The sequence below is a fragment of the Streptomyces sp. NBC_01198 genome (genome assembly GCF_036010485.1).
Taxonomy (GTDB): Bacteria; Actinomycetota; Actinomycetes; order Streptomycetales; family Streptomycetaceae; genus Actinacidiphila.
Genome location: NZ_CP108568.1, coordinates 227,187 through 249,880, shown reverse-complemented (window position 1 = coordinate 249,880; position 22,694 = coordinate 227,187). Strand labels below are relative to the sequence as shown.

The 22,694-nt window shown below is 72.8% G+C and carries 20 protein-coding genes; 10 read left to right on the top strand and 10 right to left on the bottom strand.

Going from position 1 to position 22,694, the window contains the following annotated elements; genetic code table 11:
* Positions 1–91: 91 nt before the first annotated feature.
* Entirely contained in the window at positions 92–976 is an 885-nt protein-coding gene (locus OG702_RS01270; protein ID WP_327286961.1) for a hypothetical protein, read from the bottom strand.
* Between the two features lie 460 nt (positions 977–1,436).
* Here OG702_RS01270 and OG702_RS01265 point away from each other — a divergent pair, with 460 nt between their 5' ends.
* The 7 genes from OG702_RS01265 to OG702_RS01235 all read left to right on the top strand — a co-directional run bounded on the left by OG702_RS01265 (position 1,437) and on the right by OG702_RS01235 (position 7,467).
* Positions 1,437–2,585, top strand: a complete 1,149-nt coding sequence (locus tag OG702_RS01265) for an inorganic phosphate transporter (protein WP_327286960.1) — start codon at positions 1,437–1,439, stop codon at positions 2,583–2,585.
* Between the two features lie 56 nt (positions 2,586–2,641).
* Positions 2,642–2,872: a hypothetical protein gene (locus OG702_RS01260; RefSeq protein WP_327286959.1), complete on the top strand. Its 231-nt coding sequence runs from the start codon at positions 2,642–2,644 to the stop codon at positions 2,870–2,872.
* 27 nt (positions 2,873–2,899) lie between these two features.
* Positions 2,900–3,817 carry a polyphosphate kinase 2 gene (gene ppk2, locus OG702_RS01255; protein ID WP_327286958.1) on the top strand — a complete coding sequence of 306 codons (918 nt, stop codon included), beginning with the start codon at positions 2,900–2,902 and terminating at the stop codon, positions 3,815–3,817.
* 102 nt (positions 3,818–3,919) lie between these two features.
* Positions 3,920–4,687 carry a DedA family protein gene (locus tag OG702_RS01250; RefSeq protein ID WP_327286957.1) on the top strand — a complete coding sequence of 256 codons (768 nt, stop codon included), beginning with the start codon at positions 3,920–3,922 and terminating at the stop codon, positions 4,685–4,687.
* 130 nt (positions 4,688–4,817) lie between these two features.
* Complete coding sequence (locus OG702_RS01245) at positions 4,818–5,522, top strand: DUF4232 domain-containing protein (protein WP_327286956.1); 705 nt, start codon at positions 4,818–4,820, stop codon at positions 5,520–5,522.
* A gap of 10 nt (positions 5,523–5,532) precedes the next feature.
* Positions 5,533–6,363, top strand: a complete 831-nt coding sequence (locus tag OG702_RS01240; RefSeq protein WP_327286955.1) for a GH25 family lysozyme — start codon at positions 5,533–5,535, stop codon at positions 6,361–6,363.
* A 69-nt stretch (positions 6,364–6,432) separates the two neighbouring features.
* A complete protein-coding gene (locus OG702_RS01235; RefSeq protein ID WP_327286953.1) occupies positions 6,433–7,467 on the top strand; it encodes a PHP domain-containing protein in 1,035 nt (344 codons plus the stop codon).
* Between the two features lie 91 nt (positions 7,468–7,558).
* On the opposite strand, the gene OG702_RS01230 is transcribed toward OG702_RS01235, so the two are convergent.
* The 8 genes from OG702_RS01230 to OG702_RS01195 form a co-directional block, all read right to left on the bottom strand.
* Complete coding sequence (locus OG702_RS01230; RefSeq protein WP_327286952.1) at positions 7,559–9,646, bottom strand: cellulose binding domain-containing protein; 2,088 nt, start codon at positions 9,644–9,646, stop codon at positions 7,559–7,561.
* A gap of 141 nt (positions 9,647–9,787) precedes the next feature.
* Positions 9,788–11,191, bottom strand: coding sequence for a Si-specific NAD(P)(+) transhydrogenase (gene sthA, locus OG702_RS01225; protein ID WP_327286950.1), 1,404 nt, complete (start codon positions 11,189–11,191; stop codon positions 9,788–9,790).
* A gap of 62 nt (positions 11,192–11,253) precedes the next feature.
* A complete protein-coding gene (locus tag OG702_RS01220; protein ID WP_327286949.1) occupies positions 11,254–13,623 on the bottom strand; it encodes a glycoside hydrolase family 65 protein in 2,370 nt (789 codons plus the stop codon).
* Entirely contained in the window at positions 13,620–14,363 is a 744-nt protein-coding gene (locus tag OG702_RS01215) for an HAD family hydrolase (RefSeq protein ID WP_327286948.1), read from the bottom strand. Before OG702_RS01215 ends, OG702_RS01220 begins: the two co-directional genes overlap by 4 nt.
* Positions 14,364–14,436: 73 nt before the next feature.
* A complete protein-coding gene (locus tag OG702_RS01210) occupies positions 14,437–15,105 on the bottom strand; it encodes an epimerase (RefSeq protein WP_327286947.1) in 669 nt (222 codons plus the stop codon).
* A gap of 192 nt (positions 15,106–15,297) precedes the next feature.
* Positions 15,298–15,933 carry an NAD(P)-dependent oxidoreductase gene (locus tag OG702_RS01205; RefSeq protein ID WP_327286946.1) on the bottom strand — a complete coding sequence of 212 codons (636 nt, stop codon included), beginning with the start codon at positions 15,931–15,933 and terminating at the stop codon, positions 15,298–15,300.
* Between the two features lie 103 nt (positions 15,934–16,036).
* Positions 16,037–16,501, bottom strand: coding sequence for a MarR family winged helix-turn-helix transcriptional regulator (locus OG702_RS01200; RefSeq protein ID WP_327286945.1), 465 nt, complete (start codon positions 16,499–16,501; stop codon positions 16,037–16,039).
* Between the two features lie 209 nt (positions 16,502–16,710).
* A complete protein-coding gene (locus tag OG702_RS01195) occupies positions 16,711–17,226 on the bottom strand; it encodes a hypothetical protein (RefSeq protein ID WP_327286944.1) in 516 nt (171 codons plus the stop codon).
* A gap of 287 nt (positions 17,227–17,513) precedes the next feature.
* Here OG702_RS01195 and OG702_RS01190 point away from each other — a divergent pair, with 287 nt between their 5' ends.
* Complete coding sequence (locus OG702_RS01190; RefSeq protein WP_327286942.1) at positions 17,514–18,878, top strand: NAD(P)/FAD-dependent oxidoreductase; 1,365 nt, start codon at positions 17,514–17,516, stop codon at positions 18,876–18,878.
* 18 nt (positions 18,879–18,896) lie between these two features.
* On the opposite strand, the gene OG702_RS01185 is transcribed toward OG702_RS01190, so the two are convergent.
* Positions 18,897–20,798: an ATP-binding SpoIIE family protein phosphatase gene (locus OG702_RS01185; RefSeq protein WP_327286941.1), complete on the bottom strand. Its 1,902-nt coding sequence runs from the start codon at positions 20,796–20,798 to the stop codon at positions 18,897–18,899.
* A gap of 334 nt (positions 20,799–21,132) precedes the next feature.
* On the opposite strand from OG702_RS01185, the gene OG702_RS01180 reads away from it, so the two are divergent.
* Both OG702_RS01180 and OG702_RS01175 read left to right on the top strand, forming a co-directional pair.
* Complete coding sequence (locus tag OG702_RS01180; RefSeq protein WP_327286940.1) at positions 21,133–21,822, top strand: ribonuclease H family protein; 690 nt, start codon at positions 21,133–21,135, stop codon at positions 21,820–21,822.
* A 209-nt stretch (positions 21,823–22,031) separates the two neighbouring features.
* Positions 22,032–22,685 (top strand): GntR family transcriptional regulator, encoded by a 654-nt coding sequence (locus OG702_RS01175; protein WP_327286939.1) that lies wholly within the window; start codon positions 22,032–22,034, stop codon positions 22,683–22,685.
* Positions 22,686–22,694: the final 9 nt, after the last annotated feature.

Below are 22,694 nucleotides of genomic sequence, written 5' to 3'. Positions count from 1 at the left end.
GGGCCGGGCGCCCCGGCAGCGCACGCACGACACGGCCCGGGCCGGGCGCCATGGTGGCGCCCGGCCCGGGCCGTGGTCGAACGGGTCCGCGTCAGTGTGCGCGGCCCGCGCCCCGCCTGCGCAGCGCGTAGGTCACGCCGCCGCCGGCCGCGACGAGCGCCGCCGCCAGGCCGAGCAGCAGGCCGGTGTTGCTGCCGCCGCCGGTGGACGCCAGCGACTGGTCGCCGGTCGCGGTCGGCGAGGCCGACGCGGAGCCGGTCGCGTCGACGGCCGCGGGCGACGTGGTCGCGGGCGAGGAGGTGGCGGGCGACGAGGAGTCGCTGGGTGCCGGAGTGCCGGCCGTGGTCGACGGCGAGGCCGACGTCGAGGTCGTCGCCGACGTCGAGGGGCCGGCCGGGGGGGTGGTCGGCTGGTCGACGCAGTCCTTGCCGCCCACCGGCCCGTTCCAGGACGCCAGCAGGTTGCCGCCGATGACCGCGCCGTCGGGACCCTTGGGCGCCGGGCCGTGGCCCGCACCCGTACCGCCGTCGTATTCGGTGCTGCCCTTGTACAGGTCGATCTGTGCGAAGCAGCCCGCGATCGGGGCGGTGATGGTCAGGGTGCCGTGCTCGCGCTTGGCCAGCGAGACCGTGGCGAAGTCGGTGAGCACCTGCTGGCCGGAGCTGGCGAAGTCGGCGCCGTGCGCCAGGTAGGCCGCCAGCGAGACGGTGCACGCGCCGCCGGAGCCCTTCACGCCGATGCTGATCTTCCCGTCGGCGGTGGGCGTGATGGACGACAGGCCCTGGCCGGCCGTCCATGGCTTGCCGTCCACCGTGAAGCTGCAGTGGTCGCCCGACGACTGCTTGCCGGGACCCCCGTGCTGCGCCCGGTACGTCGAACGGTCGGCCGCGTCGGCCGAGCCGGCCCCCACCGCGGCGACCGCGGCGACCGCCGTGACGGCGGCCGCAATCTGCAATGTGACGGTGCGTCGAGACATCAGACCGGCACCCCTCCCTCGATGACAGTGACAACCCGGGGGTCACGCACGGGAGATGAGCTCCGCGCACGCCGCACCAGCGTGCGCGGTGGCGGCGGCCGGGACGCGGTGAACGCGCCGGGGCCGCACCGGAGCCGGGATCAAAAGGCATATTTTCGGCCTGGGATGAGTCTTGTCAAGCCGGTCTTACCGGACAACACGCAGCGGCCTGCGGCCCGGTGAGCGGTGCGACACGCCCGGCCGGACCGCGTGACCGGGCGCTCCGGGGCCGACATCCCTGCTGCGGCCCGGGGCGTCACCCGTGTCACACGCCGGGCGGGAGGAGCGGGCACCGGCCCCGGCGGCCCGAAATGACCAGCAAGCGGCATCCGTGTGACCTGTGCCACAGACGTCTCCTGTGCGTACCGCAACTTCACCTGCACTTCCCCGTCCGTACGCCGGCCGGTGCTTCCCTGAGGCGATGGACCACATCACCTTCCTTGTGGCAATGGTCATCGTCACCGCCTTGGCCTTCGACTTCACGAACGGTTTCCATGACACCGCCAACGCGATGGCGACCTCCATCGCGACCGGCGCCCTGCGCCCGAAGGTCGCCGTCGCCATCAGCGGCGTGCTGAACCTGGCGGGCGCGTTCCTGTCCACCGAGGTGGCCAAGACGATCTCCGGCGGCATCGTCGACGACGCCCTGGTCACCCCCGGCATGATCTTCGCGGGCCTGGTCGGCGCCATCCTGTGGAACCTCGCCACCTGGCTGCTCGGCCTGCCCTCCAGCTCCTCGCACGCGCTCTTCGGCGGCCTGATCGGCGCGGTGTGGGTCGGCGCCGGGCAGGACGGGGTGCACTTCGACAAGGTCGTGGAGAAGATCCTCATACCGGCGGTCGCCTCACCGGTGGTGGCCGGCCTGGCCGCCCTCGCGGCCACCTACCTGGCGTACCGGATCACCGCCCGCGCACCGAAGGACGGCGTGTCCAAGGGGTTCAGGGCCGGCCAGATCGCCTCCGCCTCGCTCGTCTCGCTCGCGCACGGCACCAACGACGCGCAGAAGACGATGGGCGTCATCACCCTCGCGCTGATCTCCTGCGGTGCGCTCGGCCACGACGCCGGGCCGCCGGTGTGGGTGATCCTCACCGCGGGGCTGGCCATCGCGATGGGCACCTACCTGGGCGGCTGGCGGATCATCCGGACCATGGGCAAGGGCCTGGTGGACATCGAGTCCCCGCAGGGCTTCGCCGCCGAGTCGGCGGCCACCGCGGTCATCCTCAGCTCCGCCAACCTCGGCTTCGCGCTGTCCACCACCCAGGTCTGCTCCGGCGGCATCCTGGGCGCCGGGGTCGGCCGGCGGCTCGCCGAGGTCCGGTGGAGCACCGCGGGCCGGATGGCCCTTGCCTGGCTGGTGACGCTGCCGGCCGCCGCTGCGGTCGGTGCGCTGGCCGCCGGCGCCGTCGTGCACGGCGGCACCCTCGGCACCGTGCTGATCGCCCTGGCCGCGGTGGCGGTGGCCGGGGTGATCGTCGTGCTGTCGCGCCGCAACCCGGTGCGCGCGGAGAACGTGAACAACGCCACGAGCACCTCCGTCCGCCCGGTGGCACCCGCCGGCGCCGGCGTGTGAGCGCACCAGATGACCATCAGCGGGTACAAGGGAAAGCAACGGACCGGGAGTGGCGTATGGACGTGAAGTGGGGATCCCTGGGTGAGGTCGCCGTGGTGAGCTTCGGTGCCACCGTCGCGGTGGTGGTGCTCTTCGCGCTGGGCGTCCGCGCGCTGGCCGGCCGCGACGAGGCCCGCGGCGCGGGCCTGGGCGGTACGGCACAGGCCACCGCCGCGGGCGCGTGCTTCGCGGTGTGCGCGGCCGCGGTGCTCTACGGGCTGTATCTGATCATTCCCCAGTTCCACTGACGGCCTGAACGGCGAAAGGCAGTACCCATGGTGAGCACGGACTCCGGAGCGGCACTCCTCGCGGGGATGCGGGTCGACTACACCGACCAGGACGACCCGGTGCTGGTGCGCCCCGACGGCAGTGTCGTGGACACCTGGCGGGAGAACTACCCCTACGACGCCCGGATGGAGCGGCCCGAGTACGAGGTGCACAAGCGGCTGCAGCAGATAGAGCTGCTCAAGCTGCAGAGCTGGGTCAAGGAGACGGGGCAGCGGCTCGTCATCCTCTTCGAGGGCCGGGACGCCGCGGGCAAGGGCGGCACCATCAAGCGCTTCATCGAGCACCTCAACCCGCGCGGCGCCCGGGTGGTGGCGCTGGAGAAGCCCACTGAGCGGGAGAGTGGGCAGTGGTATTTCCAGCGCTACGCCGCCCATCTGCCCACCGCGGGTGAGATCGTGCTCTTCGACCGGTCCTGGTACAACCGGGCCGGCGTCGAGCGGGTCATGGGCTTCTGCACCGACGACGAGTACCACCGCTTCATGAGGCAGGCACCCGGCTTCGAGCGGATGCTGGTGGACGACGGGATCGCCCTGGTGAAGTTCTGGTTCTCCGTGTCGCGCGACGAGCAGCGCACCCGCTTCACCATCCGGCAGGTCGACCCGGTGCGGCAGTGGAAGCTCAGCCCGATGGACCTCGCCTCGCTCGACCGGTGGGACGACTACACCGAGGCGAAGGTCGCGATGTTCCACGACACGGACACCGAGTACGCGCCCTGGACGGTGGTCAAGAGCAACGACAAGAAGCGCGCCCGGGTCGAGGCGATGCGCAGCGTGCTGGCCCGCTTCCCCTACACCGACCGCGACGACGAGGTCGTCGGCACCCCCGACCCGCTGATCGTCGGCGCCGCCGCCAACCTGCTGGAGGCCGGTGAGGACGCGGCGGCACAGTCCCGGCTGCAGCCCTGACATCCCGCCGGGGCGCCTCCCCGGGGCCCATTGCGCGAACTCGCTGGCGCGTCACCGTGCGGTTTGCCGTGCGGGACGCGCCGCAGCGGGAAGGCTCGGCTCATGCACTCCATCACCGACTGGCTGTCGCACTCCTCAGGGCCCGTGGTCTACACGGTCGTGGCCGCCCTGGTCTTCTGCGAGGACGCGCTCTTCTTCGGCTTCGTGCTGCCCGGCGAGACCGCGGTGGTGCTGGGCGGGGTGGTCGCCGGGCAGGGACGGGTGTCCGTCTACTGGCTGGCCGCGGTGGTCGTGGTGGCGGCGGTCGCAGGGGACTCGATCGGTTACGAGGTCGGCCGGCGCTTCGGGCCGCGCATCCTGCAGACCAAGGCGCTGCGCGGACACGAGGCGCGGATCGACCAGGCCAGTGACTTCATCCGCAGGCGCGGGCCGTCGGCGGTCTTCCTCGGCCGCTTCATCGCCTTCTTCCGTGCCCTGATGCCCGCCCTCGCCGGGATCTCCCGGATGCCCTACCGGACGTTCCTGCTGTTCAACGCGCTCGGCGGGCTGGTCTGGGGCGTCGGCTTCACCTTGCTGGGGTACTTCGCGGGCACCGCGTACAAGCGGGTCGAGAAGACCGCGGGAACGGCGGTGGCCATCACGGTGGCGGTGATCGTGGTCGCCGCGCTGGTCGTCTGGGAGATCCGCCGCCACCGCGGTGCACGTCGCGGTGGCGGCGGTCACGACGTCGGCGACGGCGACAGCGACAGCGACGGCGACAGCGACGAGGGGAACGGCGACGAGGAGGGACGCGAGGAGCACGAGGGGCGCGAGCGGCGTGCGGGGGACAAGAGAGACAAGGGAGACAAGCAGGACGGCGAACGGGACTGATGGCGTACGCACGTTCGCGGTTCGCATGGGTGTGCTGATTCCGGTGTTCCTCCCGGTGACAATGTGCTGAGACAGCAACAATTCGGGCTTCGGAGGTTCGAAACGGGCCGACGGTGAGCAATCGAGCAGTATGCCTATCTCGTCACAGCGTCCCGCGACCGCCGACCCGCTCCGGGTGCGGCGCCGCAGGACCGTCCTCGTCGCGGCGACCGTGGTGCTGCTGTCCGCGGCCGCAGCCGGCTGCGGCGACGGTGCCGCCTCCGGCTCGCCGGCGGGCTCCACAGGCGCACCCTCGTCCTCCGCCGCGGTGGCGCTGCCCGGCAGTCCGGAGGAGGCGACCGGCGACGCCGCCAACGGCGCGACCGGCACCGCGCCGCCCTCGTCCGCCGGCACCGCGCCGCCCGCCGCGACCTCAGGCGCCGCCCGGCCGCGGGCCGCGGTCGCCCGATGCACCGTCACCGGGCTGAAGATGACCTTGGGCCGTGGCGACCCCGGGGCGGGCAACATCTACTACCCTCTGGACTTCACCAACACCTCGTCGCACACCTGCACCCTCGACGGCTTTCCCGGCGTCTCGCTGCTGCGCGGCGACGGCAGCGTGATCGGCAAGCCCGCCGGCCGCGAAGGCCGCAAGCCGGCCGCCGTGCGGATCGCACCGGGTCGGACCGTCGAGGCCGACCTGCACACCCTCAACCAGGGAGTGAAGGGCGACAGCTGCTGGCGCAAGCCGACCCTGATCATGGTCTACCCGCCGGGATCGACGGACTCCATGACCCTTGCCACGTCGAACCCGGTCGTCTGCGGCGACACCTTCGGCGTCGGCCCCGTGCACTGAGAGGACCACCGTGACGGTCAACGGAATCGATGTCGCCTCGTACCAGAGCAGCGACTACAGCACCAGCGGCCTGGACTTCGTGATGGTCAAGGCCACCGAGGGGTCCAGCTACCTCAACCCCAAGCACGCGGCACAGGTCGCCACCGGCCGGGCCCACGGCCTGGTCGTCGGCCACTACCACTTCGCCCGGGCCGGATCGTCGACCGCGCAGGCCGACTACTTCCTCGCGCACGCCGGCGCGCAGGCCGGCGACGTGCTGGCCTTCGACTGGGAGGACACCGGCGTGTCGGGCGCCGACAAGGACGCCTGGCTGCGGCACGTCCAGGCCAAGGCGCCCGAGCACCGGGTGATCCTCTACTGCAACCGGGACTTCTGGCTGAACCGCGACAGCACGTCCTTCTGCGCCGACGGCCTGTGGATCGCCGACCCCTCGGCGCCCGCGGGCCATCCGAGGGTCGAGCACCCCTGGCTCTTCCACCAGTACAGCTCGGCCGGCGGTGTGGACCGCAACGTCGGGAACTTCGCCAGCCCCGGCGCGCTGCGGACCTGGGCCGCCAAGGGCGCCAAGCCGCGCTACGAGCCCTTTCCCGGCGCCGGCTGGTTCACCACCGGGCGCCGGTCGCCGATCGTGGCCGCCATGCACGACCGGCTGGTCGCCGTCGGCTGCGACCACTACACCAGCACCGCCAACAAGGACGTCATCGGCTCGGGTGACGTGGCCTCCTACGAGGCGTGGCAGCGCAAGTACAACACCGACCACCACAAGGGCTGGACGGGCTCCGCGCTGAAGTGGCCGCCCGGCAAGGAGACCTGGGACGCGCTGCACGTGCCGAACGTCTGACCCGTCCCGAACGTGTGACCCGGGCGGCCGGGCGGTTACGCGGCAGGCCCGACCGGGAAACCGGAGTGCATGGAGCCGATCGAGGCACTGGAGCGGATCGCGTTCCTGCTGGAACGCGCCGACGCGCCCGTCTACCGCATCAGGGCCTTCCGTAACGCCGCCGCCGTGCTGTCCGCGCTGCCGCCCGCCGAACTGGAGCAGCGGACGGCCGGCGGCCGCTTCACCGATCTCAAGGGCATCGGAGCCACCACCGGCACGGTGCTCGCCGAGGCGGCCGCCGGCCGTACCCCCGGCTATCTGGCGGACCTCGAACGGGACAGCGGCGGCCCGCTCGCCGGCGGTGGCGCCGCGCTGCGGGCGGCCCTGCGCGGCGACTGCCATCTGCACTCCGACTGGTCCGACGGCGGCAGCCCGATCGAGGTGATGGCGCTGGCCGCCCGGGCCGCCGGGCACCAGTGGGCGGTGCTCACCGACCACTCGCCGCGGCTACGGATCGCCCGCGGGCTGACCGCCGACCGGCTCCGCCGCCAGCTGGACGTGGTCGCCGACCTCAACATCCGGCTGGCGCCCTTCCGGCTGCTCACCGGTATCGAGTGCGACATCCTGCCGGACGGCTCGCTGGACCAGGAGGACGACCTGCTCGACCGGCTCGACGTCGTCGTCGCCTCGGCCCACTCCGAACTGCGGATGGCCGCGCCCACCTTCACCCGCCGGCTGGTGGCCGCGGCCGGCAACCCGCTGGTCGATGTGCTCGGGCACTGCACGGGACGGCTCATCGGCGGCCGCAAGCGCCCCGAGTCGACCTTCGACGCCGCCGCTGTCTTCGCCGCGTGCGCGGCGGCCGGCACCGCCGTGGAGATCAACAGCAGCCCGCAGCGCCTCGACCCGCCGCGCCGCCTGCTGGCGCTGGCCAGGGACGCGGGCACGCTGTTCTCGATCGACAGCGACGCCCATGCGCCGGGCCAGCTCGACTGGCAGATCCACGGCTGCGCCCGCGCCGAGGAGGCCGGCATCCCGGCCGCGCGGATCGTCACCACCTGGACCGCGGAGGACCTGCTGGGCTGGACCAGGACCCGGCAGGTGCCGCCCGGTCCCGGGGTGTGAGCGGGCCGGCCGCGCCCGGCGCCCCTGACAGGCGCCGGGCGCGGCCGGCGGTCGTACGGCCCGGTGGCGGCGCAGCCACCGGGCCGCAGGCTCACAGGGTCGTGCAGACCGCCCCGTTGAGGGTGAAGACCGTCGGGTCCTGATACGCGCCGTTGTTGGCGCCGGTGAAGCCGAAGGTCGCCGAGTTGCCGCCGTTCGCGGCCAGCGTGCCGTTCCAGTCCACCGGAGTCGCCACCACATGGGTGCCCTGGCTGGTGAGCACGGCGTTCCAGTAGCCGCTGACCGACTCGCCGCTGCTGGGGAATGTGAAGGCCAGCGTCCAGCCGGTGATCGGGGTGGGGCCGGTGTTGGTGACCGTCACGCTGGCGTTGAAGCCGTTGCCCCAGCCGCCCGTCAGGTCGTAGGAGACCGTGCAGGGCGCGTCCTGCGGCGTCCCGGTGCGTACCGTGACCGGGTCCGAGGGCCGGGACAGCCGGCCGGCGGAGTCCCTGGCCAGGACGTTCCAGGTGAAGGTGCTGCCCGGGGTCAGGTTGTGCACGGTCACCGAGGTGCCTGTGCTGCCGGCCAGCAGCTCGCTGGTGCCGCCGACCTGCCGGTAGACCTCGTAGCGGTCGACCTTGCCGCCGGTCGACGGGGTCCAGCTGACGGTGGCGCTGGTGGCGCCGGCGGCGGTGACCTTCGGCGCGCCCGGCGCCGAGAGGGCAGCGGACGTACCGGACTTCGGGTGCACGGTCACCGTGGTGATCGAGTACGGCGGCAGGGTCCAGGTCCCGGTGTCGGCCGCGGTGGTGCTGTCGATCGCGGTGGCCTGGTCGCGGAAGGTGTCCACGGTCGCCGCCGAGCCGTCGGGGGTGAAGCCGGCGTAGTGCAGTGCGACGGTCTGCGAGTGCGCGGGATCCTTGTTGATCAGCATCACGCTCAGGTCGCCGTCGGCCCGGTGCACCGCGTGCGCTGCCACCAGCGGGCCGCCGCTGTCCGCGGCGACCAGCTGGTCGCCCGGCGTGCCGAGGTGGCTGAGCATCGAGATGGCGTGGTACGGCGCGAACGGGGTGTTCAGCGGCGGCTCGCACACCGCGCCGACGCAGGTGCCGCTGGAGAGGATGCCGTAGTCGTTGTAGTCGGTGGCGCCGTCCGGCGCGGTGCTGATGCTGCCGGGGCCGTTGTGGGTGTCCCACCAGTCCACCGTGAAGACGCCGCTCTGCAGCGCGGTCAGATACGCGTCGGCGCCGAAGAGCGCGTTGGGCTGGGTGTCCTCGAAGACGTTGGAGTTCAGCTCGGTCAGCGCGATCGGCAGGTCCGCGACGCCTGCCGCGTCCAGCTGGTCGTGCAGCTGGGCGAGTTCACCGGCGAGCTGGGAGGGGGTGTTGAGCATGCCAGCGGCGTCCGAGCCGCCCGGGTACCAGTGCACGATGACGAAGTCGGCCTTGCCCGCGATCAGCGGGATGACGGTGTGGTTCCAGTCGGCGCTCTCCCCGGCGGCCATCACCCCGTCCGGCCAGTTGCCGGGCAGCGTCAGGACCGCGCCGATCTTGACCGAGGGGTCGACCGCCTTCATGGCCGTGGCGTAGTCGGCGACGTTGCGCGCGTAGGCGGCGGGGGAGGTGTCGGCGTGGGTGTCGGTCTCCCATCCGCTGCCGTAATGGCCGTTGCCGTACAGCTCGTTGCCGATCTCCCAGTATTTCGCGCCGTAGTGCTGGGTGACGTTGGCGTAGCGCACCCAGCCGGCGGCCTCCTGGGGGGTGCCGGAACCGTAGTTGGCGATCAGGATCGGCTGGGCGCCGATCTTCTTGACGGTGCCCATGAAGGCGTCGAAGTCGGTGCCGGGGGCCACGTAACCGCCCGGCGCGGAGTTGTCCTGCCAGTGGTAGATGTCCCCGTAGGAGCCGCCGGGGTAGCGCAGCATGCCGATGTTCGCGGCCGACAGCAGGTTCTGGACCTGCGGGGCGTTCATCTGGGCGTCCCACACGGCGCTGTTGAGACCGTAGGCGGTGCCGGGGATGGTGCCCTGGCCTTCGGCGGCGTTCACCGTGACGTCCACCGCGGAGGCGGCCGGGTCGCCGGGGTCGGCCAGGGCGGTCCCGCCGCCGGCCAGCAGCGCGGCGCCGAGTGCCAGGACGGAGGCACCGACGGCGAACCGTCTGCGCAGGGGGGCCGAGCCGATCGAAATGCCAGGGCGCACGGGAGGTCTCACCTTCGCGAGGCGGATGTGGGGGGTGGCGCGCGAACGTGTGGGAGCGCTCCCATATTTGGCACGGCGGTGCCGCTTGTCAATGCCCCTGTCCGTAACCGGAGTTCGGCACCGACCGCGGCGCCCGGCGGGTCAGTCGCCGAGCTGGTCGATCTGCCGGATCCGGTTCGTCACGTCCAGCGCGGCCACCTTGTAGGACTCCGCCAGCGTCGGGTAGTTGAAGACCGCGTCCACCAGGTAGTCCACCGTGCCGCCGCAGCCCATCACCGCGTGCCCGATGTGGACCAGCTCGGTCGCCCCGGTCCCGAAGCAGTGCACGCCAAGCAGCTTGCGGTCGACGGGCGAGACCAGCAGCTTGAGCATGCCGTGCGCGTCGCCCATGATCTGGCCGCGGGCCAGCTCCCGGTAGCGGGACACCCCCACCTCGAAGGGCACCGAGGCCTCGGTGAGCTGGTCCTCGGTCCGCCCGAGGAAGCTGATCTCCGGAATGGTGTAGATACCGATCGGCTGCAGATCCTGCAACCCGCGCACCGGTTCGCCGAACGCGTGGTAGGCCGCGCTGCGGCCCTGCTCCATCGAGGTCGCGGCCAGCGCCGGGAAGCCGATGACGTCGCCGACCGCGTAGATGTGCGAGACAGCCGTACGGTAGTGGCCGTCCACCGTGATCCGGCCGCGCTTGTCGGCCGTCAGCCCCGCCTTCTCCAGGCCGAGCCCGTCGGTGAGGCCCTGCCGGCCCGCGGAGTACATCACCGCGTCGGCGGCTATCTTCTTGCCGCTGGCCAGCAGGGTCAGGGTGCCGTGCTCGTGCCGCTCGACCGCCGCCACCGTCTCGCCGAAGCGGAAGGTCACCGCCAGTTCCCGCAGGTGGTACTTCAGCGCCTCGACGATCTCCGCGTCGCAGAAGTCCAGCATGGCGTCGCGCTGTTCGACCACCGTGATCCTGCTGCCCAGGGCGGCGAACATCGAGGCGTACTCCATGCCGATCACCCCGGCCCCGACGATGACCATCGAGCGCGGCACCCGCTCCATGTTGAGCACGCTGTCGGAGTCCATCACCGTGCGGTCGTCGAACTCGACGGACGCCGGACGGGCCGGCCTGGTCCCGGTGGCGATCACGATGTGGTCGGCGGTCAGCACCCGGTCCTGGCCGCCGGCGTCCCTGACCGCCACGGTGTGCTCGTCGAGGAAGCGCCCGGTGCCGTCGAGCACCGTGATCCGGTTGCGGGACAGCTGGTTGCGGACCACGTCCACCTCGCGGCCGACCACGTGCTGGGTCCTGGCCGTCAGGTCGGCGACGGTGATGTCCTCCTTGAGCCGGTAACTCTGCCCGTACAGATCGCGCTGGTTGAGCCCGGTGAGGTAGAGCACCGCCTCGCGCAGCGTCTTGGACGGGATGGTGCCGGTGTGCAGGGACACCCCGCCGAGCCGGTCGGAGCGGTCCACCAGGGCCGCCCGCCGGCCGAGTTTGGCCGCCGCGATGGCCGCCTTCTGTCCCCCGGGGCCGGAACCGATCACAAGTATGTCGAAATCGCGCACCCGTCCAGTCTGTCAGCCCGCCCCGCCCCGCGTCACCGGATCACCAGGTGAAGAACGGCCGGCTATTGCTGGTGCTGCGGGCGGCGCAGCGGGGCGCGGCCCGGCGGCTGGGTGGGCGCCGGGCGGTGCACGACCTCGGGCAGCTCGCGGACCACCGGCCGTTCCGTGGTCAGCGTGAACGGCTTCTCGTAGTGCAGGATCTCCAGCGGCTCGCCGGACGCCAGGGTGTACGTCACGGACTTCCTGGTCACCTCCACCCGCAACCGCCGGCCGCGGAAGAGCAGCCGGAAGGCGATCCGGCTGAGCGACCCGGGCAGCCGCGGCGCGAAGCGGATCGAGTCGCCGTTGAAGAGCCGCATCCCGCCGAACCCCGCCACCAGCGCCGTCCAGGTGCCGGCCAGCGCCGCGATGTGCAGCCCGTCGCGCGCGTTGTTCTCCAGGTCCTCCAGATCCATCATCGCGGACTCGCCGAGGTAGTCGTAGGCCAGCTGCAGATGCCCGACCTCGGCGGCGATCACCGACTGGCAGTAGGCCGACAGCGAGGAGTCGCGCACCGTGAGCGGCTCGTAGTAGGCGAAGTTGCGGGCCTTCTGCTCGTCCGTGAAGGCGTCACCGCGCAGATACATCGCCAGCACCAGGTCGGCCTGCTTGACCACCTGCTTGCGGTACAGGTCGAAGTACGGGTAGTGCAGCATCAGCGGATAGCGCTCGGCGTCGGTGGCCGCGAAGTCCCAGCGCTGGTGCTGGGTGTAGCCCGCGGACTGCTCGTGCACCCCGAGCCCCTCGTTGTACGGCAGCACCATCGCCGCCGCCGCGTCCCGCCAGGCGGCGGTCTCCTCGTCGGTTACGCCGAGTTGGGACGCGTGCCGCGGATGCCGCTCGGAGGCGTCCGCCGCGGCGTTCAGGTTCGCCTGCGCCATCAGGTTGGTGAAGGCGTTGTCGTCGGAGACCGCGCTGTACTCGTCCGGCCCGGTGACCCCGTCGATGTGGAAGGCGCCCGCGTGGTCGTGGTGGCCGAGCGAGCGCCACAGCCTGGCGGTCTCCACCAGCAGTACCAGGCCGGTGTCGCGCTCGAAGACGTAGTCGCCGGTGGTGGCGACGTAGCGGACGACGGCGTCGGCGATGTCGGCGTTGATGTGGAAGGCGGCGGTGCCGGCCGGCCAGTAGCCGGACGCCTCCTCGCCGTTGATGGTGCGCCACGGGAAGGCGGCGCCGGCCAGGCCCAGTTGGCGAGCCCGGTCCTGCGCGACGGGCAGCATGTTGTACCGCCAGCGCAGCACCTCGGCGGCGGCCTGCGGCGAGGTGAAGGCCAGCAGCGGCAGCACGAAGGTCTCGGCGTCCCAGAAGGTGTGGCCGTCGTAGCCCGACCCGGTCAGGCCCTTGGCGGGAATGGCCCGCTCCTCGGCCCGCGCGCCGACCTGCAGGACGTGGAAGAGCGCGAAGCGCACCGCCTGCTGGATCTCGGTGTCGCCGTCCACCTCGACGTCGGCCCGCTCCCAGAAGTCGTCCAGATACGCCCGCTGCTGGTCGAGCAGGCCCTGCCAGCCGGTGTCGCGCGCGCCCACCAGCGCCGCGTCCGCCTGGTCGCGCAGCGCGGGCAGCGAACGCGTCGCCGACCAGCCGTAGGCGACGAACTTCTCCAGCCGCAGCCCCTGGCCGGGCTTCACCACCGAGGTGACGGTCAGCCGGCTCACGTCGTCGCCGGAGTCCGCCGAGACCTGGGTGGTGCCGTCCGGGCCCTCGACCCGGTGGTCGGCGGCCACCGCGAGCCGCAGCCGGCTGCGGGCGGTGGAGTGCACCAGCCGCAGCCGGGTGCCCGCCGCGGCGTGCTCCTCGGGCTGCAGCGGCGATTGGAGCGCGGCCGACACCCGCGGGTCGCCGGCGGAGTAGGGCACCTCCTCGTTGGCGGCCAGCTCCGACTGCACCACCACCCGCACCTCGTCCTCGCCGTCCAGCGGCTCGACCTCGTAGGCGATGGCGGCGACCGCCCGCTGCTGGAAGGACACCATCCGGGTCGAGGTCACCCGCACCGCGCGGCCGGCCGGCGAGACCCACTCGCACACCCGGCGCAGCACCCCGGCCCGCAGGTCGAGCTCCCGCTCGTGCCGGCGGACGGTGCCGTAGCGCAGGTCGAACGGCTCGTCGTCCACCAGCAGCCTGATGAGCTTGCCGTTGGTGACGTTGATGACGGTCTGCCCGGACTCCGGATAGCCGTAGCCGGCTTCCGCGTACGGCAGCGGGTGCAGCTCGTGCAGGCCGTTGAGGTACGTGCCGGGCAGGCCGTTGGGCTCGCCCTCGTCGAGGTTGCCGCGCCAGCCGATGTGCCCGTTGGACAGCGCGAAGACCGACTCGCTCTGCGGCAGCAGGTCCAGGTTCAGCTCGGACTCGCGCAGCGACCAGGGCGACACCTCGAAGGCCGGATCGGTGATCACGCGGTGGCCCCCAGCAGGTCGGCCAGGTCGGTGACCACCGTGTCGGCGCCGTGCTTGCGCAGCTCCTCGGCCAGCCCGGTGCGGTCCACGCCCACCACGTAGCCGAACCGCCCGGCCCGCCCGGCGTCCATGCCGACCAGCGCGTCCTCGAAGACCGCGGCCTGCTCAGGACCGAGGCCCAGGTCGGCAGCCGCCTCCAGGTAGGTGTCGGGCTTCGGCTTGCCGCGCAGCCCGCGCTCCCTGGCGACCACGCCGTCGATCCGCACGTCGATCAGGTGCTCGATCCCGGCGGCCACCAGGACGTCACGGCAGTTGGCGCTGGAGGACACCACCGCGGTGCGCAGGCCCGCGGCTCGCACCGCCTCGGCGTAACGCACCGAGCCGGGATACGCCTCGACGCCGTCCTTGCGGATCTTCTCCACCACCACGACGTTCTTGCGGTTGCCCAGGCCGTGGACGGTGTCGTGGTCCGGCGGGTCGTCCTCGTCGCCCTCGGGCAACTCGATGCCGCGCGAGGCCAGGAAGGTGCGCACCCCGTCGGCGCGCGGGCGGCCGTCCACGTACTCGTCGTAGTCGGCGGTCGCGTCGAAGGGCTTGAACTCCGGGCCCTGCAGGTGGCGCAGGAAGCCGTCGAAGGTCTCCTTCCACGCGGCGGCATGCACCAGCGCGGTCGGAGTGAGGACCCCGTCGAGGTCGAAGAGGCAGGCACGGATACCGCTGGGCAGGCCGATCTCGGTCATGACGCAGCTTGTGCCCGCAACTCCGGCCGGGTATGTCCGGCCGGGCCGAAGTCCGCCCGACTCGCCGAACGGCTCAGGCCGCGCCCAGCCGGTTGATGTCCCGCGCGGACAGGATGTGCGGCCCGCCGCCCGCCAGTCGAACGACGCCGAGCATCGACCTGCCGAGCAGTTCGGTGGTGGTGACCTGGTCCGGCGCCAGCCGGTGCACCAGCGGGTAGAGCCATGACGTCAGCGCGTAGATGACGCGGTAGGCCCGGGTGCGGGAGACCGCGCCGTGCATCGGCCTGATCCAGCCGGGGCGGAACATGTACGCCCGCATGTCCATCGCCAGCAGCGCGTTCTCGGTCCGGCCCTTGACCCTGGCCCAGGCGACCCGGCCCTGCTCGGTGCTGTCGGTGCCCGCGCCCGACACGTAGGTGAAGGTCAGGTCGGGGCGGCCGTCCGCCAGCAGCCGGGCGGCGGCCAGCGGGAAGTCGTAGCTGACCCGGCGGTAGACCTCGGCGCTGTGCCCGGCGGTGGAGACGCCCAGGCAGTAGAAGCAGGCGTCGGCGCCGGCCAGCTCGCCGGCCAACGGGGACAGGTCGGTGAAGTCCGCGTGGGCCACCTCGCGCAGTTTGGGGTGCGTGACGCCGAGCGGGCTGCGCCCCACCGTGACCACCTCGGTCACCTCGTCGTCCAGCAGGCAGGCCCGCAGCACACCGTGCCCGACCATGCCCGAGGCCCCGAAGACCACCACCTTCATCGCGGTTCGCCGCCGCCTTCCTGCTGTCCTGGCGGGCGCGGAGCGCACCCATGGGCGGGCACGATAGTAACGCCCGCCGCACGTCGGCGAGTCGGCGCCGGCTGTCGCGGGCCCCCGGGCCGGCGGGCAACTCCCGTCCGGCCGCCGGTGTCCGGTTCTCCGGCCGGCTCCTCCGGCAGGCGATCTCCGAGATCAGCCGGCGATCACCGCGATCTTGCGCAGGTAGTCGCCCGAGGCGACCCGGCCGAGGATGAAGTCGGCGACGTCGGCCCTGGACACCGTCGGCAGGCCGCTCAGTTCCAGATACTCCCCGTGCCGGTAGCGCCCGGTGCGCGCGCGGTTGGTGAGCATCACCGGGTAGACCAGCGTCCAGTCCAGCGTGCTACGGCGCAGCGTCTGCTCGCCGGCCGCCTTGTCGGCGTAGACCCGGCGCAGCGCGCGATAGCTCAGCCGCGGCAGCGCGGGCACCTGCGCCAGCGTGTCACCGACGCCGAGCCCCGACAGCCACACCAGCCGGCCCACACCCGTCTCCTCCATGGCGCGGACGATCAGCGGGGTCGCCCGCGCCATCACCGTGGGCGAGCTCAGCCCCTGCCAGGTGCGCTCCGTGCCCAGCGTGCTGACGACGGCGTCGGCGCCGCTCACGGCCGCGGTCACGGCGGCCTGGTCGGACGTCACCTGCCCGACCGCGACCCGCAGCCCGTCCCTGGCGGGCGGCGCCTTCGCCGGTTCGCGGAGAAAGGCGGTCACCTCATGGCCCGCTGCCAGCGCCTGCGCGACGACCTGGCGTCCGGTCGCGCCGGTGCTGCCGAAGACCACGATCCGCATGGCGTCCTCCTGTGCTGCCCGGCCTGCCGTCGCCGGCCGCCCGGCGCCCGCTTGCCCGGGCCGCGTCACGGCCCCGCCCGCACACTACCGGCCCCTGCCGCCGTCAGGCGGGCAGCGGGGTGCGGATCTGTTCGACGGCGGAGACCAGGGGTGCCAGCCGGGGGTCGCGGGCGGCGAGGTCGAGGCCTTCGCGCAGCGACGCGTTGTTGGTCGGGCGGGCGGCGGCGAGCAGGTCGGTGCCTGCGGGGGTGACGTCGGTATAGATGCCGCGGCGGTCGGTCGGGCACAGGTAGCGGGCGAGCAGGCCGCGTTCCTCCAGCCGGGTGACCAGCCGGGTGGTCGCGGACTGGCTGAGCACCACGGCGTCGGCGACCTGCTTCATCTGCAGCCGCCCGCCGGCGCCGTCGTGCTGCCTGCTGAGCACGTCGAGCAGCGAGAACTCGCGGACGCTCAGCCCGTGCCCGGCCTGCAGCGCCCGCTCGACGTGCGCCTCGATCCGGCCGTGCAGCAGGGACAGCGCGCCCCAGCCGTCGGCCAGTGCGGCCAGTGCCGGATCCGTCGCGGTCATCGGTCCTCCAGGCCCTGCTCGGGCGGTCCGCGCCCGGCCCGGGTGCCGTGAGGGGCGCGCGCCCCACCTTAACGCGGGTGCAAGTACCCGCGTCTGCAATCATTGCCGCCCCGGTCGCCCCGGTCGCCCCGGTCCCCCCGTCGCCCGCGCCGCCGCGGACGGTGCCGGAGGCGGGACGGGCGACGAGGGCGGCGGCTCCGCCGCCGGACTCAGCTCCCCGGCGACACGCCCACGCTGACGTAGGTCACGCCGACCAGTGCGGTCTGCGCGGTGGGACTCGTCGGCGCGGGGAGGAAGGACACCGTGCCGGTGCCGTAGCAGGGCAGGTTCAGCGCCTGCGGGATGGCGACCGCCAGACCGTAGGCCTTGACCTCGGTGACCGGCGCGACCGAGACCGCGGTCCCGAAGCCGACCAGGTCGCGGTCCGCCGCGGTGCCCGTGTAGCCGACGGTCGCCGAGGCGGGGGCGGTGCCGGAGACCAGCTGGGCGGACACGTGCTGGCCCGCCAGCGGGTGGCCGGTGGAGGCGGGGGTCACCGGGCCGAAGCAGCCCACCTTGATGACCGCGCCGATCGTCACACCGTTGACCTGCCCGACGAAGGTCTGGCCGGGACCGACCGGCAGCGGCGAGACCGCGCCGGCCGAGGACAGGCCGAGGCTCGCGCCGGCCACGGCCAGGGCCGCGACGGTGCCAAGGGAGCGTAAGTGATGGTGCCTGCTGCGCATGCCTACCTCCGGGGTGGGGGAACCGGGGCCGTTCGCGGCCCCGGTAGGACGAGGGCGAACCGTGCGGGAGCGGTGCAGGAGTGCGGGAGCACCAGCATGCTAGCGACCCGCGAGCCGAACCGACCCCGGCCGTCGGCGGCCCGCCCGGCGCGGACGCTCCGCCCGGCATCCGGTCGTACCACCCCGCTGGCGGGGCCGGTGCGGTCACGGTAGGACAGGAGGTGCGAAGCCGCAGCGTGCGGGCAGGCTTTCCGCCGACCGCAGGCAGCCCCAGAAGGGACGACATCGTGGCACGACCGAAGATCCTCGTGGTGGGTGCGGGTTTCGCCGGGGTGGGATGCGTACGCAGACTTGAGCGCAGCCTGGCCCGGGACGAGGCGGACATCTGCCTGGTGACCCCGTTCTCCTACCAGCTCTACCTTCCCCTGCTGCCGCAGGTCGCCTCCGGCATCCTGACCCCGCAGTCGATCGCGGTGTCGCTGCGCCGCAGCAGCAGGTACCGCACCAGGATCGTCCCCGGCGGCGCCGTCGGCGTGGACACCAAGGCCAAGGTCTGCGTCGTGCGGACGATAACGGGAGAGGTCGTCAACGAGCACTACGACCACATCGTGCTCGCCCCCGGCAGCATCACCCGGACCTTCGACATCCCCGGCCTGGTCGACAACGCCCGCGGGATGAAGACCCTCGCCGAGGCCGCCTACATCCGCGACCACGTGATCGCGCAACTCGACCTCGCCGACGCCTCGCACGACCACGCCGAGCGGACCTCGCGGCTGCAGTTCGTCGTGGTCGGCGGCGGCTACGCAGGCACCGAGACCGCGGCCTGCCTGCAGCGGCTGACCACCGCCGCGCTGCAGCGCTACCCCCGGCTGGACCCGAAGCTGATCAAGTGGCACCTGATCGACATCGCGCCGCACCTGATGCCCGAACTCGGCGAGAACCTGGGGCTGACGGCGCAGAAGATCCTCCGCGACCGCGGGGTCGACATCGCGCTCGGCGTGTCCGTCGCCAAGGCGGCCCCCGAGGAGGTCACCTTCACCGACGGCCGGGTGGTGCCCACCCGCACGCTGATCTGGACCGCGGGCGTGGCGGCGAGCCCGCTGATCGCCACCCTCGGCGCGGAGACCGTACGCGGCCGGCTCACCGTCACCCCGGAGATGACGCTGCCGGGCGCCGAAGGGGTCTACGCGCTCGGCGACGCGGCAGCCGTACCCGACCTGGCCGCGGGCCAGGAGGGCGCGGTCTGCCCGCCCACCGCACAGCACGCGATGCGGCAGGGCACCAAGGTGGCCGACAACGTCATCGCCGCGATCAGGCACCAGCCGCTGAAGCCGTACCGGCACAAGGACCTCGGCCTGGTCGTCGACCTCGGCGGCCGGGACGCGGTCTCCAAGCCGCTCGGCATCGAGCTGCGCGGCCTGCCCGCCCAGGCCGTCGCCCGCGGCTACCACTGGTCGGCACTGCGCACCAACGTCGCCAAGACCCGGGTGCTGACCAACTGGCTGCTCAACGCGCTGGCCGGCGACGACTTCGTACGGACCGGCTTCCAGTCCCGGGTGCCCGCCACCATGCGCGACTTCGAGTTCACCGACTCGTACATGTCGCCGGACGAGCTGCGCGACCAGGTGGCCGACGCGATGCCGCGCGCCTGAGGGGCGTTCCCGCCCGTCTCAGTCCGGCAGGTCGGACAGGGACGCGGAGCCGGCCGGCCCGTCGTCGGCCGGCTCCTCCGGCTCCTCGTCCTCCCACAGCGAGAACCACACCGTCTTGCCCTCCGACTCCGGCCGCACGCTCCACTGGCCGGACAGGATGTCGAGCAGCATCAGCCCCCGGCCCGAGGACGCCATCTCGCCAGGGGCCCGCTGGTGTGGCAGCTCGTCGCCGTTGTCGGAGACCTCCACCCGCAGCACGCGGTGGCCAGGCTCGCCGGTCAGTGACGCGGTCAGCGCCGCCGACTGGTCGGTGTGCATCAGCACGTTGCCCACCAGCTCCGACGTCAGCAGCACCGCGGTGTCCACCTGGTCGGGCTGGGCCCAGTCGTGCAGCAGGGCCTGCAACTGGGCCCGCGCCTCGGACAGGCCCTCGGCCTGGTCCTGCTCGATGGTCAGCACCAGCTTGCGCTCGGGCACCGCCCGGTGGTGCACACCGGCGTCGCGGCGCAGCAGCAGCAGCGCGATGTCGTCCTCGTTGCGCGGCGCCAGATCGGCGCGGACCCCGGCGGCGTCCGGCTCCCGCTCGCCGCCCTCCTCGCCCGCCGCGTGGCCGTCCTGCCACGAGGGGTGGTGGACCGCGCGGATCAGGCTGTCGGCGATGCCCTCCAGATCGTCGGTCGGCCCCGGGGACATCGCGTCCCTGACCCGTACCCAGCCGCTGTACATGTCGTGGCCGCCGGTCTCGATCAGCCCGTCAGTGCAGAGCATGAGGATCTCGTCCGGCATCAGCTCCATGTCGGTGACGGGATAGTCCTCGGTGCCAGGCATCAGGCCAAGCGGGAGGCCGCCACCGATGTGCTTGAGCAGGCAGGTGCCGTCCGGCAGCCGGAGCACCGGGTGCGGATGGCCGGCCCTGGCGATGTGCAGCATCCCGGTGGCGGGCTCCGCCTCGATGTAGATGCAGGTGGCGAAGCGGTCCTCGTCCAGCGCAGCCAGGAAGCGCGACGACCGGGACAGCACCGCGTCAGGACCGTGGCCCTCGGCGGCGTAGGCGTGCACGGCGGTACGCAACTGGGCCATCAGGCCGGCCGCGTGCACGTCGTGGCCCTGCACATCGCCGATCACCACGGCCAGCCTCCCGCCCGGCAGGTTGATCACGTCGTACCAGTCGCCGCCGACCACCAGGCCGCCGCCGGTCGGCACGTAGCGGCTGGCCACCGACAGCCCCGGCACCGCCGGCGCCACCGCGCCCATGCTCCGCCGCAGCCCGGTGGACAGCGCCAGCTCCGCGCTGCTGGTCCTGGTCCGCTCCAGCGCCTGTGCCACCAGCCGGGTGGTCAGCCCCAGCAGGGCCCGCTCGTCGGCGGTGAAGGCCATCGGCTGCCTGAAGGCCATCAGGCACACCGCGCTGATCCGCCCCGAGGTCACCAGCGGCAGGAACGCCCACGACTGCCTGCCGTGCTGGACCGCGATCGGCCAGGTGACGGGGAAACGGTCGAGGAACTCCTGCGGCGAGGACAGATACACCGGGCGACCCGACCTGACCACCTCGGTGGCCGGGAAGGCCGTCTCCATCGGCATCCGGAAGACCCGCTGGGCCTGGCCGCTGCGGTATCCGCTCTGGCCGAGCACGTTGAGGAACTTGTCGGTGACGCCGAAGACGACCATCCCGTCGAGGCTGAAATCCGGGGTGAAGAGCCTGGCCACCGTCTTGAGGGCGGCGTCGAGCGTTTCCGCCTCGGCCAGCTCGTGGCCGGCTTCGAGCAGCAGCGCGTCGCGCCGCCGATCCTGCGACGGGCTGCTGCCCGTCGCCGGCTGCGGCACGGCGGCGGGGTCGCCCGGGTGCGGTTCGAACCGGTTCATCGCCTCGATCTGCCGCACCTCGGCGCTCTCGGCGCCGCCGCCGGACTCCTCCGCCATGTCGGGCTCGTCCTCCGGCGTGGGCTGGGACCCGCCCTCGGACCCGGGCTCAGCCTCAACCTCAGCTTCAGCTTCAGACCCGGGCTCGACCTCGGGTCCTGGCTCGGGCTCGGACCCCGGCTCGGGCGCAGCGTCGGCCCCGGGCTCGGCACCGGTGTCGGCCTGCGACCGCCCGTGCCGCCCCGGACCCTCTGCTCCCTTGCCCATCCGGCGCCCTCTCGCCACAGGGGTGGTCCTGTCGGTACCCATGCTCGGTGACGACCGCGGTCCTCGCATGCGGAGCGCCCGGGCGCGCCGGTGGGGGGCGATGTGCTTCCCGGGGCGGTCTACTGGCATGCTCGGAGTCGTGGGTGAACACATCATCGCCGCGTGTGACGGGGCATCGAAGGGCAATCCGGGGCCTGCGGCATGGGCCTGGGTCATCGCGGACGACCGGGGCGAGCCGGTCCGCTGGGAGGCGGCGCCGCTGGGCGTCGCGACGAACAACGTCGCCGAGCTGACCGCGCTGGAGCGGCTGCTGACCGCGGTGGAGCCGGAGGTCGCGCTGGAGATCCGGATGGACTCGCAGTACGCGATGAAGGCCGTCACGACCTGGCTGCCCGGCTGGAAGCGCAAGGGCTGGAAGACCGCCGCCGGCAAACCCGTCGCCAATCAGGAACTGGTCGTACGGATCGACGCCCTGCTGACCGGCCGCTCGGTGGACTTCCGCTACGTGGCCGCCCACCAGGTGGACGGCGACCGGCTCAACGACTTCGCCGACCGCGCCGCCAGCCACGCCGCGATCGTCCAGCAGCCGGCCGGCAGCGCCCTCGGGTCACCGCCGCCGCCGCGCACGCCCGACACCGTGCGCAAGGCGCCCCGCGCGTCGGGTTCCGCGGCCGCGAGCGGATCCGCCCAGGGCGGTGGGGCGCCGCGCACGCTGAAGGCCAAATTCCCCGGCCGCTGCCGCTGCGGGCGCGCCTACGCGGCGGGGGAGCCGATCACCAAGAACGCCGACGGCTGGGGCCACCCCGACTGCCGCTGACCTGGGACACCCCCTCGGCATCGCACCGTCGCCCCCGTCGCCCCCGTCACCCGCGCACCCCGCGGTGACGGGGGCGGCGGCGTTCGCCGTCCCCGCCCGCGGGCCGATCCCGTGCAGGGCGTTGACGGCCGTCCCTCGCGGCCGTACGTTCCTTGGCGTCATACTTCATACGTCATATATGAGAGCCGATCGCGAGATCCGAGGGGCCCATGACCTTCGCTCCCACCCCGATCCCCTCCCGTACGCAGTACGTCCTCGAAGCCGTCAAGCACCGCATCCTCACCGGTCAGCTCGGCCCCGGGCAGGCACTGGTCGAGGCAGACCTGGCAGCGCAGTTCGGAGTGTCCAAGACGCCCGTGCGCGAGGCGCTGAAGACGCTGGCCGGCACCGGGCTGGTGGTCATGAACCAGTACAAGGGCGTCGCCGTGCGGACCGTCGACGCCGCGATGGCCCGCGAGGTCCACGACGTACGCCTGCTGCTCGAGCCCGAGGCGCTGCGCAGGACCGTCGCCCGAGGCGCCTCGCTCGACGCGGCGGGCGACGCGCTGGTGTGGGCCGAGGAAGCCAGGGACCGGGCGGCCCGCAGCCTCGCCAACCGGGACTTCCACCGCGCGCTCTACGCGTCGTGCGGCAACCCGCTGCTGGCCAGGATGCTCGACGAGGTCCGCGACCAGGCGGCCCTGGTCTCCACCGTGGCCTGGGCCGCCGACCCGTCGTGGGAGCGGGAGGCGCAGGAGCACCAGGAGATCCTGCGGGTCGCCCTGACCGGGGACGCGCAGGAGGCGGGCCGGCTGCTGCACGCGCACATCGCGGACTTCGTCCGCCGGGCGTTCCCGCTCCCCGGCGAGGAGGAGACACGGTGAAGGACCGTT

Coding starts and splice junctions, on each gene's coding strand:
- OG702_RS01270 (WP_327286961.1), bottom strand. CDS start 976: ATGTCTCGACGCACCGTCACATTGCAGATTGCGGCCGCCGTCACGGCG.
- OG702_RS01265 (WP_327286960.1), top strand. CDS start 1,437: ATGGACCACATCACCTTCCTTGTGGCAATGGTCATCGTCACCGCCTTG.
- OG702_RS01260 (WP_327286959.1), top strand. CDS start 2,642: ATGGACGTGAAGTGGGGATCCCTGGGTGAGGTCGCCGTGGTGAGCTTC.
- ppk2 (WP_327286958.1), top strand. CDS start 2,900: ATGGTGAGCACGGACTCCGGAGCGGCACTCCTCGCGGGGATGCGGGTC.
- OG702_RS01250 (WP_327286957.1), top strand. CDS start 3,920: ATGCACTCCATCACCGACTGGCTGTCGCACTCCTCAGGGCCCGTGGTC.
- OG702_RS01245 (WP_327286956.1), top strand. CDS start 4,818: ATGCCTATCTCGTCACAGCGTCCCGCGACCGCCGACCCGCTCCGGGTG.
- OG702_RS01235 (WP_327286953.1), top strand. CDS start 6,433: ATGGAGCCGATCGAGGCACTGGAGCGGATCGCGTTCCTGCTGGAACGC.
- OG702_RS01215 (WP_327286948.1), bottom strand. CDS start 14,363: ATGACCGAGATCGGCCTGCCCAGCGGTATCCGTGCCTGCCTCTTCGAC.
- OG702_RS01210 (WP_327286947.1), bottom strand. CDS start 15,105: ATGAAGGTGGTGGTCTTCGGGGCCTCGGGCATGGTCGGGCACGGTGTG.
- OG702_RS01205 (WP_327286946.1), bottom strand. CDS start 15,933: ATGCGGATCGTGGTCTTCGGCAGCACCGGCGCGACCGGACGCCAGGTC.
- OG702_RS01200 (WP_327286945.1), bottom strand. CDS start 16,501: ATGACCGCGACGGATCCGGCACTGGCCGCACTGGCCGACGGCTGGGGC.
- OG702_RS01195 (WP_327286944.1), bottom strand. CDS start 17,226: ATGCGCAGCAGGCACCATCACTTACGCTCCCTTGGCACCGTCGCGGCC.
- OG702_RS01185 (WP_327286941.1), bottom strand. CDS start 20,798: ATGGCGGAGGAGTCCGGCGGCGGCGCCGAGAGCGCCGAGGTGCGGCAG.
- OG702_RS01180 (WP_327286940.1), top strand. CDS start 21,133: ATGCTCGGAGTCGTGGGTGAACACATCATCGCCGCGTGTGACGGGGCA.
- OG702_RS01175 (WP_327286939.1), top strand. CDS start 22,032: ATGACCTTCGCTCCCACCCCGATCCCCTCCCGTACGCAGTACGTCCTC.